This is a genomic window from Rhizobium sp. P2_G2 (assembly GCF_056403555.1).
The window spans coordinates 15,343-27,739 of the sequence record NZ_JBFUFF010000014.1 but is presented as its reverse complement, the minus strand read 5'-3'; the positions used below and the strand labels follow the sequence as shown (position 1 = coordinate 27,739).

General features: G+C 60.7%; 12 protein-coding genes. 7 read left to right on the top strand and 5 right to left on the bottom strand.

What is annotated here, in order from left to right; genetic code table 11:
- The first annotated feature begins 138 nt into the window (after positions 1–138).
- From AC1D06_RS13390 to AC1D06_RS13375, 4 genes are all read left to right on the top strand, one after another.
- Positions 139–1,434, top strand: a complete 1,296-nt coding sequence (locus AC1D06_RS13390) for a cysteine desulfurase-like protein (RefSeq protein WP_477986591.1) — start codon at positions 139–141, stop codon at positions 1,432–1,434.
- 191 nt (positions 1,435–1,625) lie between these two features.
- Positions 1,626–2,423: an ABC transporter substrate-binding protein gene (locus AC1D06_RS13385; protein WP_477879199.1), complete on the top strand. Its 798-nt coding sequence runs from the start codon at positions 1,626–1,628 to the stop codon at positions 2,421–2,423.
- A 291-nt stretch (positions 2,424–2,714) separates the two neighbouring features.
- The gene (locus AC1D06_RS13380) at positions 2,715–3,389 is read left to right on the top strand and encodes an amino acid ABC transporter permease (RefSeq protein ID WP_477986590.1); all 675 of its coding nucleotides are present in this window, start codon (positions 2,715–2,717) and stop codon (positions 3,387–3,389) included.
- Between the two features lie 253 nt (positions 3,390–3,642).
- Positions 3,643–3,849, top strand: coding sequence for a hypothetical protein (locus AC1D06_RS13375; RefSeq protein WP_477879197.1), 207 nt, complete (start codon positions 3,643–3,645; stop codon positions 3,847–3,849).
- Here AC1D06_RS13375 and AC1D06_RS13370 read toward each other — a convergent pair.
- Positions 3,846–4,226, bottom strand: a complete 381-nt coding sequence (locus AC1D06_RS13370; RefSeq protein ID WP_477879196.1) for a DUF427 domain-containing protein — start codon at positions 4,224–4,226, stop codon at positions 3,846–3,848. The two genes, AC1D06_RS13375 and AC1D06_RS13370, sit on opposite strands and share 4 nt — an antisense overlap.
- A gap of 130 nt (positions 4,227–4,356) precedes the next feature.
- Here AC1D06_RS13370 and ggt point away from each other — a divergent pair, with 130 nt between their 5' ends.
- Positions 4,357–6,099, top strand: a complete 1,743-nt coding sequence (gene ggt / locus AC1D06_RS13365) for a gamma-glutamyltransferase (protein ID WP_477986589.1) — start codon at positions 4,357–4,359, stop codon at positions 6,097–6,099.
- A 39-nt stretch (positions 6,100–6,138) separates the two neighbouring features.
- Here the strand turns inward: ggt and AC1D06_RS13360 are convergent, their stop codons facing one another.
- The 4 genes from AC1D06_RS13360 to AC1D06_RS13345 form a co-directional block, all read right to left on the bottom strand.
- A complete protein-coding gene (locus AC1D06_RS13360) occupies positions 6,139–6,363 on the bottom strand; it encodes a hypothetical protein (protein WP_477879194.1) in 225 nt (74 codons plus the stop codon).
- 381 nt (positions 6,364–6,744) lie between these two features.
- Positions 6,745–7,533 carry an ATP-binding cassette domain-containing protein gene (locus AC1D06_RS13355; protein WP_477986658.1) on the bottom strand — a complete coding sequence of 263 codons (789 nt, stop codon included), beginning with the start codon at positions 7,531–7,533 and terminating at the stop codon, positions 6,745–6,747.
- A gap of 21 nt (positions 7,534–7,554) precedes the next feature.
- A complete protein-coding gene (locus AC1D06_RS13350) occupies positions 7,555–8,871 on the bottom strand; it encodes a sugar ABC transporter permease (RefSeq protein ID WP_477879193.1) in 1,317 nt (438 codons plus the stop codon).
- Positions 8,872–9,070: 199 nt separating this feature from the next.
- A complete protein-coding gene (locus AC1D06_RS13345) occupies positions 9,071–10,111 on the bottom strand; it encodes a substrate-binding domain-containing protein (RefSeq protein ID WP_477879192.1) in 1,041 nt (346 codons plus the stop codon).
- Between the two features lie 250 nt (positions 10,112–10,361).
- Here AC1D06_RS13345 and AC1D06_RS13340 point away from each other — a divergent pair, with 250 nt between their 5' ends.
- Together AC1D06_RS13340 and AC1D06_RS13335 are read left to right on the top strand one after the other, a co-directional pair.
- Entirely contained in the window at positions 10,362–11,600 is a 1,239-nt protein-coding gene (locus AC1D06_RS13340; protein WP_477879191.1) for an ROK family transcriptional regulator, read from the top strand.
- A gap of 10 nt (positions 11,601–11,610) precedes the next feature.
- The gene (locus tag AC1D06_RS13335; protein ID WP_477879190.1) at positions 11,611–12,321 is read left to right on the top strand and encodes an MBL fold metallo-hydrolase; all 711 of its coding nucleotides are present in this window, start codon (positions 11,611–11,613) and stop codon (positions 12,319–12,321) included.
- Positions 12,322–12,397 lie beyond the last annotated feature (76 nt).

The following is a 12,397-nucleotide window of genomic DNA, read 5'->3' as shown; positions in this document are numbered from 1 at the left end:
TTCCTGCCCGCAACAACACGTGATCCTCCCAGCCCGAGAATTTAGTTGAACTTTCAAATATCTTGTGATCAAATAATCAAAATAAAAATTCAAGGCCACTCTGCGCTGCCAGAATTGCCGCCACGACAGGGAACGATCATGACCACATCGGCCACCGCATCCGGGACTCCGGGCAGCAATCAATTCCCGGTCGACGAGATCAGGGCGCTGTTTCCGGCGATCAAAAAGGCCGGCGATTTCATCTTCCTCGAAAATGCCGGTGGCGCCCAGGTGCCCCAGACCGTCATAGACGCGGTCAGCCAGCATCTCGTCGATTTCAACGTCCAGCGCATGGCGAAATATGAGCACAGCCAGGGCGTCGACAAGAATCTGGCCGAGGCGCGCGAAAGCGTCGCCATGCTGGTCAATGCCTATCGCCCCGAGGAAATCTCCTTCGGTCTCAACGCAACCTCGTTCATCCGCCTCGTCAGTCTCGGCATCGCAAAGCTGCTCGACGAGCGCGACGAGATCATCGTCACCGACATGGACCATGACGCCAATATCGCCACCTGGATGGCGCTGGAGGCCAACGGCGCCAAAATCGTCTGGTGGAAGATGAACGAGGACGGCACGCTCCATACCGAAGACCTGAAGCCGCTGTTGAGCGACCGCACCCGTCTCGTCGCTTGCACGGTGACCGCCCATTCGATCGGCACCATCGTCGACGTCGCCGCCGTCGGCAAGCTGGCGCACGCTGCTGGCGCCGAAGTCTTCCTCGATTGCGTCCATTATGGCCCGCATGGCCTGATCGACGTACAGGCCTGGGATTGCGACTATCTCGTCTGCTCCGGCTACAAGAATTTCTCGCCGCATATGGGCTTCCTCTGGGGCCGCTACGACGCGCTCGTCAAGCTGCCGACCTTCAAGGAGGATTTCATCCCCGACGTACCGCCCTACAAGATCGAGGTCGGCACTTTCACCTATGAGAATGTCGCTGGCATGAATGCCGCCGTGCACTATCTCGAAGACCTCGGCCGCCGCTTCCTCGCGGGCTCCGGCCATTCGCGCCGCGAAGCGCTGGCCGCCGCGATGGGCGCGATCCGCGACTATGAGCAAGGCTTGTCGCGCGAGATGATCCGCGTGCTGAAAAAGCACGGCGCCAGGATCTACGGCATTTCCGACGAGGCAAAACTCGGCGGCCGCGTGCCGACCATCTGCTTCTCGCTGCCCGGCGTGACGCCGCAATATGTGGCCGAGGAAATGGGCAAGCGCCGCATCGGCATCCGTGATGGCCACATGTTCGCCCCGCGGCTGATGAAGCGACTTGGCCTGACCATGGAGACTGGCTGCATCCGCGTGTCGCTGGTGCATTACAACAAGGTCGAGGAGATCAGCCGTTTCGATGATGAACTCGGCGACATCCTCGCCAATGCGGGCCTGAAGAAGAGCGCTTGACAGCGCGCTTCCGGCCCCGTGGATTTGAGAGACGCGGACGACAACCTGCAGCTTTAGTGGGTTGAGGGTCTTCCGCGACAGGGTGGGAAAAACTTCGCCGGCCGATCTGGCCGGCACAGGAATGACGGTCCGCGCAACGCGGAACGGCAGTTGCCGCCGGATATGGCGGTCATAACCAGAGGGAGAAAAGAATGAATCTGACCCGTCGCAACATCATCGCTTTGGCTGCCGCCATCGGCATGTCCAGCGTCGCATTTACCGCTTTCGCGGCTGACGTGCTGAATGTCGGATCCTATCCGAACAACCCGCCCTTCGAATACAAGGATGCCGACGGCACGTTCAAGGGTTTTGAGGTCGATATCGTCAACGAAGCCGCCAAGCGCATCGGCATGACCACCAACGTCGCCGATTATGGCTTCCAGGCGCTGTTCGCCGCCACCTCGTCCGGCCGCATCGACGTGGCGATCTCCTCGATCACCATCACCAAGGAACGCCTGAAGTCGCAATCCTTCACCCAGCCCTATTACGACTCCGACATGGGTATCGCCACCAAGGCCGACAGCCCGCTGAAGAGCCTCGAAGACCTGAAGGGCAAGACCATCGGCGTGCTTTCCGGCTCGACCGGCGAAAAGTGGACCAAGGACAACAAGGACAAATACGGCTTCGCCGACATCAAGGGCTATAACTCGCAGCAGGAATGCATGCTCGACCTCAACGCCGGCCGCGTCGATGCGGCCATTTCCGACGTCCCAGGCATGCAATACCTGTTCCTGAAGATGACGGGCCTGGCGGTCAAGGATCACATCAAGACCGGCGAACAGTACGGCCTGATGATGACCAAGGACCACAAGCTGCTGCAGAAGCTTTCCGACGCTATCGGCGCGATGAAGAAGGACGGCACGATGGCCAAGATCCACAAGACGTGGTTCGGCGACGACGCCCCGGCCGGCTCTTCGACGGTGACGGAAGCGCCGATCCCGACGCCCTGAACGACAAGCAGTCGTATTTGGGCCAACGCCCCTCCCCAACCCCTCCCCACAAAGGGGAGGGGCGCCAGAGCCAAACCACAGTGCGGCAATTGGGGCGGGATGGCGCCGCAAGTCTTCTCCCTCTGTGGGCAGGGCTATAGCATATGGCGCAAGGGGAGATGGCCGCCCTTCGACAAGAGCTCAGGAGCCCAGCAGGGTTTCCGAGGCACGGCCTCGCCCAAGCAACGCATTCTAAACGTCACCTATCCGCACTAAGCTGGTGCGTTCTTAAGCCCCTACCGAGGTGCGGCCATGTCGTTTGTCGACACTTTCTTCAATACCGAAGTCCTCTGGGCTTCCCTCCCTGCTCTGCTGCGTGGGCTGCTCAACACGTTGCTGCTCGGTATCGCCTGTATCGCCATCGGCGTCACCGCCGGCATGTTCGTCAGCATCATCAGGCTCTATGCGCCGAAGCCGGTCCGTATCCTTTCGATTATCTACATCGATATCTTCCGCGCTACCCCGGTCCTGGTGGTGCTGATCCTCGTTTACTACGCCCTGCCCTTCATCGGCATCAACCTGTCGTCCTGGACATGCGTGATCCTGTCCTTCTCGCTGGTCATGGCGGCCTATTCGGCGGAAGTCTTCCGCTCCGGCATAGAGAGCGTGCCGAAGGGCCAGTTCGAAGCCGCCGCCGCCCTTGGCATTCCCTTCATGATCACACTGCGCAAGGTGGTTCTACCGCAGGCGATCCGCATCGTCATCCCGCCGACCACGTCCAACTGCGTGTCGCTGTTCAAGGACACATCGCTCGCCTCGACCGTGGCGCTGCCGGAGCTGCTCAAGGAAGCGCAGGACGCGCAGGCCTTTTATGCAAACCCGTCGCCGCTGATCGGCATGGCGGTGATCTACATTCTCTTCCTCTGGCCCATGGTGCGACTGGTCAGCCTGCTGGAAAGACGCTTCGCCGCGGAGAAGCATCGCTGATCGCTGATGAGACAAGCACGTCGCCATGCTGCAACTCACCGTCTTCATCGGCGGTGAAAAAGGCGAGCCCGATCAGCGCCGTAATTGCGACAACCAAAGTGCCTGACAGTGAACCAGACGTCGCATTGCGGTGTGCACTCCATGTTGGGCAATTCCGGATTTTCCCGCATAAGCGCACAATCCGCTTTGGTTCTCGCCTGCGAGGGAACCCTGCCTCTTCCGGATAGTTCTACGGTTTGCAAGGAACCGTCAGATGCCCGCGCTGATCAGATTTATGATTTCGAATTTCACGACGGGCTTTCTGCTCGGCGCCGCGACGGCGCTGGCGCTCATGCTTGCGCGCCAGTTGCCATCCTCGAACCACGAACCCCTCGCCATCTGGCTTCAGGTCTTCGCGCTGGGTGCTCCCTTCGGATTGGGATTTCTCGGCACTGCGCTATTGCTCGATGCCGAGGATTAGAGATCCCGCGCCTCGATGCTGTCGACCCGGTTGGGATAGAAAGCCAGGTAATCTCTGATCTCGTGGACCGCGTCATACGGACGCTCATAGGTCCAGATCGCGTTTGCCGAGCGCTCGCCGCCCAGCGGAATGCTGTAATAGGACGCATCACCCTTATAGGGGCAATAACTCTCGTGCGTGCTGCGCTGGAGCAGCGACATGTCGACATCCTTGCGCGGGATATAGCTCACCGGTGGATAGTTCGCTTCCTGCAACGTCAGCGACTCATTGGTTTCGGCAATCGTCTTGCCGTTCAGGCGGACGACGACTTTCGCAGGATTGGGCTCGATGGTGATCGGATGGTCGGGACCGGGAATCTTGATCGGCTTGGCGGACATGTGCGTATCTCCGTAGCGAAATTACACGCCAGACATAGGTAATCATGCCCTCTGTTCAAGGCAGCTTTCCGCTGGACAGATGCCGTATGGGCATTATTTTGGACATCGCCGTCCAATCGGGAGAATAGCCATGATCCGGCACATCAAGTCGACCTGCACCACCGTCCTTTCTCTTTCACTCCTCATCCTGACCGCCATCCCGACACACGCCGCCTCCCCCGCTCCCGTCGAGGCCGAGCATGGCATGGTGGTGACCGCGCAACGGCTCGCCTCGCAGGCCGGGATCGACGTTTTAAAGAACGGCGGCAATGCTGTGGATGCGGCAGTGGCGGTCGGCTATACGCTCGCCGTCGTCTACCCGGATGCCGGCAATATCGGCGGCGGCGGCTTCATGACCGTCCGGCTGAAGGACGGCCGCACCACTTTCCTCGATTTCCGCGAACGGGCGCCGCTCGCTGCCACCAAGACCATGTATCTCGACAAATCAGGCAATGTGGTGAAGGGGCTCAGCACCGACACGATGCTCGCCGTCGGCGTGCCGGGTTCGGTCATGGGCCTGGAAACCGCACGCGAAAAATACGGCACCAAGTCGCGTGCCGAACTGATGGCCACCGCCATCCGCTATGCCCGCGATGGCTTCCGCCTCGAACAGGGCGATGTCGCCTCGCTCGCCGGCGGTGCGGTGCGTCTCGCCAAGGACAAGGCCGCCGCTGGCATCTTCTTCAAGGACGGCAAGCCCTATCAGATCGGTGATGTCCTCAAGCAGCCGGACCTGGCAAAGAGCCTGGAAGCGATCGCCAAGGACGGACCGGACGCCTTCTACAAAGGCTGGATCGCCGACGACATCGTCAAGACGAGCGAAAACATGCACGGCCTGCTCGCCAAGGCCGATTTCGAGCAATACAGGGTGCGGGAACTCAAGCCGGTAAGCTGCAATTACCGCGGCTACGAGATCATCTCCTCGCCGCCGCCGAGCTCGGGCGGGGTGATCATCTGCGAAATCCTCAACATAATCGAAGGCTATCCGCTGGAAAAATACGGCCCGGCCTCGGCCGAGACCGTGCACTACATGATCGAGGCGATGCGGCATGCCTATGTCGACCGCAACGCCGCGCTCGGCGACCCCGATTTCATCAACAACCCGGTCTCGACCCTGCTCGACAAGGCCTATGCGAAAAGAATTCGCGACACGATCAGCCCCGACAAGGCCGGCAGCTCGCCGAAGCTGAAGCCGCTTGGCCTCGCCGAAAGCGTCGAAACGACGCATTATTCGATCGTCGACAAGGACGGCAATGCCGTGGCCGTCACCTATACGCTGAACGGCTCCTTCGGCACCGGCATCGTGGCGGCGGGCACCGGGATCCTGCTCAACAATGAGATGGACGATTTCACCTCCAAGCCGGGCGTCGCCAATCTCTACGGGCTGGTGCAGGGCGAAGCCAATGCGATCGCGCCGAAGAAGACGCCGCTGTCGTCGATGAGCCCCACCATCATCACCAAGGACGGCAAGCTGTTCATGGTGATCGGCAGCCCCGGCGGTGCCCGCATCATCACCATCACGTTGGAAGCGATCATCAATGTCGTCGACTTCGGCATGAACATCCAAGAAGCCATCGACGCACCGCGCATCCATCACCAATGGCTGCCGGAAAAGGTGGCGATGGAGCCTTTCGCGCTGTCACCCGACACGCTCAAAGCCTTGTCCGCCATGGGCCACACTGTCCAGGTCGACATGAACTGGCCGATCTGGGGCCAGGCCGCCGGGATCCTGGTCGGCGGCAAGGACCTTGCCGAGATCAGGGACGGCAAGGGCGCAAGACTGAACGGCGCGATGGATAGCCGCGCCTATTCCGGCGCGGCAATCGGTTATTGATGGGGGCCATCAAGGAAGTCTCAGAGCAATGTTGTCTGCTCAGGCCGAGTGCAAGCGCCTGTAAGTGACATAGGCGGCCATGATGAAAATCAGACCGGCATTGAAACAGGCAATGGCAACAAGGAGATTGATCCAGAGCGCCCCATGGGCAAACAACGCCACGAGGAACACGACTGCGATCAGGAAGGCGACCAGGATGACGGCAAGCATCGACCGCAGCAGCGCTGTGGTGAGTCCGATCAAGAAGGATGTAGCCACAACCATCATTGGCTCCTGAGCAATTGTTTCGCCAACCTTGCGCCGGAAGCTTTGAAAATTCTTTGATCTATATCGGGATGATTTTAGTGAAACGATCATTTGCCGCATTTCACTCCCCCACTCCGTCCACCGCCGCATAAAGGATGCAGCAATGGGGGCGTATTTCAAACTATTTTTGGGATGATTTACCCAGTGGATTGAATCCAAACAGTAAAAACTACTGGCCGTGGCGGTGCTTTGTCTTGAAAAATTCACATCTGTCAGTCCAAAGCCGGAATCACCGCATGTGATTCGCATGCGTGAACCCTTCACATGGTTAATAGTATCATGACAAAAGGCGCGTCGGGTCTGACGCGCCTTCGGTTTGGCTGAAGCGACTCGCAATGCTCAGGCGGCGATGGCGCCCGGACCGGGCTGCGCCGCCGGCGGGCATTTGCCGAGGATGATCATGCCCAGCACTTCATCCTTGGTCACATGCTCGGTGCGGGCATGGCCGACGACGCGGCCGTTCTTCATCACCGAGACGCGGTCGGCAAGGTCGAAGACATCATGGATGTCGTGGCTGATCAGGAAGATGCCGATGCCGTCTTTCTTCAACTCCTTGATCAGTTCGCCAACCTGCGCCGTCTCCTGCGGGCCGAGCGCCRCTGTCGGCTCGTCCATGATCAGGATGCGGGCGTTGAACAGGATGGCGCGGGCAATCGCCACCGATTGCCGCTGGCCGCCGGAGAGCGCCTTGACCGGCTCCTTGAAGCGCCGGAAGTTCGGGTTGAGGCGCCCCATCACCTTGCGCGCCTCGGCCTCCATGGCGACGTCGTCGAGCGTCCCCCATTTGGTCAGGATCTCGCGGCCGAGGAAGAGGTTGGCGGCCGCGTCGACATTGTCGGCAAGACCGAGCGTCTGGTAGATGGTCTCGATGCCATAGGCCTTGGCGTCGCGCGGATTGTGAATCGCCGCTACCTCGCCATTGATCAGGATATCGCCATGGTCGCGGTGATAGGCGCCGGACAGCGCCTTGATCAGCGTCGACTTGCCGGCGCCGTTGTGGCCGAGCAGCGCCACCACCTCGCCGGGGAACAGGTCCACGGAAGCGTGATCGACGGCGCGGATACCGCCGAAGGCGATCGAGACGTCCTTCATCTCGACGAGCGGTGTGCCGGAGGGCCTCTGGTACATTGCAGTCATTTGAGATCCTCCTTACTTGGCGTGGCGGCGATAGAGATTGTCGACATAGACGGCGAAGACGAGCACGGCGCCAACGACCAGGCTCTGGATCGAGACGTCGAAGCCGATCAGTGACATGCCGGAATAGAGCGACTGCATCACCAGGGCGCCGATCAGTGCGCCGTAGATCGTGCCGGAGCCGCCTGCCAGGGACGTGCCGCCGATAACCGCCGCGGCGATGACATAGAGTTCGTCAAGCCGGCCAAGATCGGCCGTCGATGCACGCAGGCGCGCCGACGAAATGCAGGCCGAAATACCGACCAGCAGCCCCATCACCGAGAAGATCAGCATGGTCAGACGCTTGGTGTTGATACCGGCGAGATCGGCAGCCTCGGGATTGCCGCCTGTTGCGAAGACATAGCGGCCGAATTTCGTGCGTGTTGTGACAAAGGTCATGATCATGACGACGGCCAGAGCGATCAGAACCGGGATCGCCCAGCCATGACCGATATCCACCAGCGTCGCGGGATCGATATTGTGCTCCTTGGCATATTCGCGAACGATGCCCTTCGGCCAGTAATAGTGGTTCACAGTCCAGGTCGCCGCCAGAATAACGACAGCGCTTGCAATGCCGATCAGATACTCGGCCCAGATCGGCCGCATCGGAAAGCCGAAGCGCGAGCGCTGCCGCCGCGCCGACACGAGGCTGAACGCCACGCCGATACAGGCGATCACGGCGAGGACCCAGCTTGCGGAGGCTCCGATCGAGCCATAAGGGCCGCCGCCGATCAGCGAGAATGTCGGGTCAAGCGGCGAGATCGTCTCGCCGCGCGCCAGAAGCCACGCGACGCCGCGCCACACCAGCATGCCGCCAAGCGTTACGATGAAGGAGGGAATCTCGAGATAGGCGATCAGGAAGCCGTGAAAAGTGCCGATCAGCGTGCCGATAATCAGGCCGACGATGACGGTGATGATCCAGGTCGTCGGATTGTCGAGCCCAAGATATTTCGGCAGGACCCAGACCTGCAGTATCCCCATGATCATCGCCGTCGCGCCAAGCATGGAACCGACCGACAGGTCGATGTTGCGCGTGACGATGATCAACACCATGCCCGTCGCCATGACGGTGATCGAAGAGGTCTGGACCGAGAGGTTCCAGAGATTGCGGTAGGTGATAAAGGCGCCGAAGCCGTTAAAGATATAGCCGTAGAGGTCAAAGCCGAGCCAGATGACGATCAGCGCTGCGATCATGCCCAGCATGCGCATATCGACTTCCGTCGCCCTCAGAAATGTCTTGATTGGACCTTCACTCACAAGCGTCGGGCCGCTCGTTACCTGCACTTGGGCCATTGGATCGCCTCCCCAAACCCCGAGACGTCAGTCTCTCTGTCGAAATTGTCCGCCGGACCCCGTGATTTGTCCAGCATACTTATTGTTAGCACGAAGAACTTTCCGTGATCCGCCACCACTGGTTCTCCCGGCCTCATTCCTTGAAAAATGCGCCGCCTTTTCTCAAAGGCGGCGCACGATATTACCGTCGTTCCAGCAATTACTTGCAGGCGTCGACCGAACCGGCTGGCACGCTGGCGCAGACAGTGGCCTTGTCGACCCACTTGGCGTCGATGACGTCCTTCAGGTTGGCCTTGGTGATCGGATCCGGCGTCAGCAGGACCGCGTTCATCTCGACATGGCGGGCGCCATCCTTGAACTTGGTGACGTTCGGGATCTGGTCCATCGTCTTGCCGTCGGCGAGCATCAGGGCTGCTTCAGCGGCGAGCTTGCCGAGCTGGCGCGAGTCCTTCCAGATCGACACGGTCTGGGTGCCGAGCGCGACGCGGTTCAGAGCGGCCTTGTCGCCGTCCTGGCCGGTGACCGGGGTGGTACCCTGGAGACCCTGGGCCTGGAGGGCCGCAACGACGCCGCCGGCCATGCCGTCGTTTTCAGACAGAACCGCATCGACCTTGTTGTCGTTGGCGGTCAGGATCTGTTCCATGTTCTTCTGGGCATTTTCCGGCTTCCAACCATCAGACGAAGCCTCGCCGACGATCTTGATCTTGCCGCTGTCGATGGAGGGCTTCAGCACTTCCATCATGCCGTTGTAGAGGAAGGTGGCGTTCGGATCGCCCGGGTCGCCCTTGATGATGGCGAAGCTGCCGGAATCCTTGACCTTGAGCACTTCCTTGGCCATCAGGCGGCCAACGCCCACGTTGTCGAAGGTCATGTAGAGAACGGCGGGATGCTCGATCTGCACGTCATAGGCGATCATCGGGATGCCTTCGGAGGCAGCCTTCTCGACGGCCGGCATGATGGCTTCCGAGTCCCAGGGGCAAATCAGGAGAACGTCGGCACCCTGCGACATCAGCGATTCGATGTCGGTCAGTTGCTTGGCGGCCGAACCCTGCGCATCGGCAGAGATATACTTGTCGCCATTGTCTTCGACGATCTTCTTGATAACGGCTTCGTCAGTCTTCCAACGCTCTTCCTGGAAAATCTTCCAGGAGACGGCAATCGTCTTGCCCTTGGCCAGAACCGGCCCGGCAAGCGACAACGCAAATACGGCGCTCGCAAGCGCAATCGCAAGTTTCTTCATCTTGTCCTCCCGATGCGGATCGCATCAACAAAATTGCGGTCCCTGTCCCCGATGCCCACTCCTGACGCACACACCGGGCGAAACCCTTGTGAGCCTCTTTTTTTCGAGGTTCGAAAAAAGGAGTGACTCACATCGTGTTCCATGTCAAGAATGATTTACAAATCGATTAGAGTACGTGAGTTTGCTGTTGCGGCGCACTGTTTGACGCTATTGCGACGCGGAAATAATCGTACAAATGGGAGGAACCTGCTTGTCCCTGTTCGTACGTCAGGACGACGTCCGGCGTCAAAACCAATTCGGCGTGCTGATGGCGCTTCGGCGCCAGGGTTCGTTGTCGCGTACCGATCTCAGCGCGCTGACCGGGCTGTCGGCCTCCACCGTGACTGTCATTACCAACAGCCTGCTCGAACGCGGCGCGTTGGTGGCCGAGACGGTCGGCGATTTTGCCGGCGCTCGCCGCGGCCGGCCGCAGGTCAGGCTGTCGCCCAATCCGACGCATGCCACAGTGGCGGCGATCTTCCTCGGCCTGGATACGGTCGAGATCAGACTGGCCGATTATGCCGGCTCGGCGATCGGTCAGGTGACCGTGCACACCCCCACGCACCACATGAGCGCGGACGAACTCTGCGCCGCCGTGGTCGCGCCGCTCAGACGCCTGCTCGAGGCCCAGCCTGCCAATCGCGCCCCGCTCAGCCGTATCGCCATCGGCGCTGAAGGCATTGTCGACGCCGGGGGGCAGACGCTGCTGTCCTCGCCGGTGACGGTGACCTCCAATGTCGATCTTGGTGCAGCGCTACAGAAGGAATTTGGCGCCAGCGTCGAGATCGCCAACGAAAGCAACATGATCGCCGAAGCGCTGCGCTGGAAGGCGCCGGATCGCTACGGCTCCGATTTCGCCACCGTTCTGCTCTCCGTCGGCGTCGGCATGGGACTCTATCTGAACGGCAAATTGTTTTCCGGCGTCCGCTCGTCGGCCGTGGAGTTCGGCCACACATGCTATCGGCTTGACGGTGCGATCTGCCGCTGCGGCCGGCGCGGCTGTATCGAGGCCTATGCCGGCGTCAACGCCATATGGCGGGCCGCGTCCTGCATCGACGAAGACATATTGGTCGAGGACGAACTGCCGGACAATGCGCTGGCGCTGCTCGCTGCCAAGGCGCGCGCCGGCGACGGGCCGGAACGGCGCGCCTTCCGCGAAGCCGGCCGCGCCATCGGCACCGGTCTCTCGAACCTCTTCACCATGTTCGACCAATTGCCCCTCGCCTTTACCGGGCCGGGCGTCGCCTTTCTCGATCTGATGATGGACAGCATCAAGGACGAACTCTCCAAGACCAGCTTCGGGCTGCCGGTGGTGATGAGCATCATCGACAGCTATCTCGACTATCGCGCGCTGATCCGCGAGGGCGCGCTGATGCGGGCGCTGGTCTTCCTCGACCAGACCATGCCGGCGCAGGGCGAGACGCGCGAGCCGGCTGCATCCATGCCGTGAGGAGTGCATGATGCCCTGGTTTCAAACGGAACCGGTCAATCCCGGGGTCCAGCGCTTCATCGAGAAGCCCGTCCACAGCTTCTACCGCGCCAATCTCTACCGGATCAAAGGCCGCGATTTCGATATCCAGCTCGACTTCGGCGTCAGCATCAAGAGCCTGACGGAGGTGTCGCCGGCGGACGGCCATCCGGTGCTCGCCATCGCCTCGCATGCCCATGTCGACCATATCGGCAGCTTTCACGATTATGCCCGCCGCGCCGGCCATCGCCTGGAGGCCGACACATTCGCCAATCTCGATGATGACGGCACGGTCGAATCCTGGTTCCGCCGGCAGCCAGGCGCCGTCGACACCCTCCCCTATCCCAGCTGGACCATGGACGACTTTCGCATCGTCCCGGCACCGTTGACAGAATTCCTCGACGAGGGTGACGTGGTCGATCTGGGCGATCGGAAATTCACCGTCCTGCACCTGCCCGGCCACTCGCCCGGATCGATCGCACTGCTCGACGAACACAATGGCGAATTCTTCAGCGCCGACGCCATGTATGACGGTGGCATCGTCGACGACGTGCCAACGTCTAACGTCGCGTCCTATCTCGGGACCATGAAAAGGTTAGTGGAACTGGACATTGCGGTCGGCTACGGCGGCCACGGCCCGGATTTCGACAGGAAGCGGATGCGGGAAATCGCCGAAGCCTATATCGCCTCGCGCGGCGGCTGACGACTTCCCCGGCCCAACACGCAAAAAAGGCCAGGCATTTGCCTGACCTCCCTGGCTCCCGATCCATCCGCGCCAG

Bases quoted from the DNA above. Each gene is read 5' to 3' on its own strand.
- AC1D06_RS13390 (WP_477986591.1), top strand. From the start codon at position 139: ATGACCACATCGGCCACCGCATCCGGGACTCCGGGCAGCAATCAATTC.
- AC1D06_RS13385 (WP_477879199.1), top strand. From the start codon at position 1,626: ATGAATCTGACCCGTCGCAACATCATCGCTTTGGCTGCCGCCATCGGC.
- AC1D06_RS13380 (WP_477986590.1), top strand. From the start codon at position 2,715: ATGTCGTTTGTCGACACTTTCTTCAATACCGAAGTCCTCTGGGCTTCC.
- AC1D06_RS13375 (WP_477879197.1), top strand. From the start codon at position 3,643: ATGCCCGCGCTGATCAGATTTATGATTTCGAATTTCACGACGGGCTTT.
- AC1D06_RS13370 (WP_477879196.1), bottom strand. From the start codon at position 4,226: ATGTCCGCCAAGCCGATCAAGATTCCCGGTCCCGACCATCCGATCACC.
- ggt (WP_477986589.1), top strand. From the start codon at position 4,357: ATGATCCGGCACATCAAGTCGACCTGCACCACCGTCCTTTCTCTTTCA.
- AC1D06_RS13360 (WP_477879194.1), bottom strand. From the start codon at position 6,363: ATGGTTGTGGCTACATCCTTCTTGATCGGACTCACCACAGCGCTGCTG.
- AC1D06_RS13350 (WP_477879193.1), bottom strand. From the start codon at position 8,871: ATGGCCCAAGTGCAGGTAACGAGCGGCCCGACGCTTGTGAGTGAAGGT.
- AC1D06_RS13345 (WP_477879192.1), bottom strand. From the start codon at position 10,111: ATGAAGAAACTTGCGATTGCGCTTGCGAGCGCCGTATTTGCGTTGTCG.
- AC1D06_RS13335 (WP_477879190.1), top strand. From the start codon at position 11,611: ATGCCCTGGTTTCAAACGGAACCGGTCAATCCCGGGGTCCAGCGCTTC.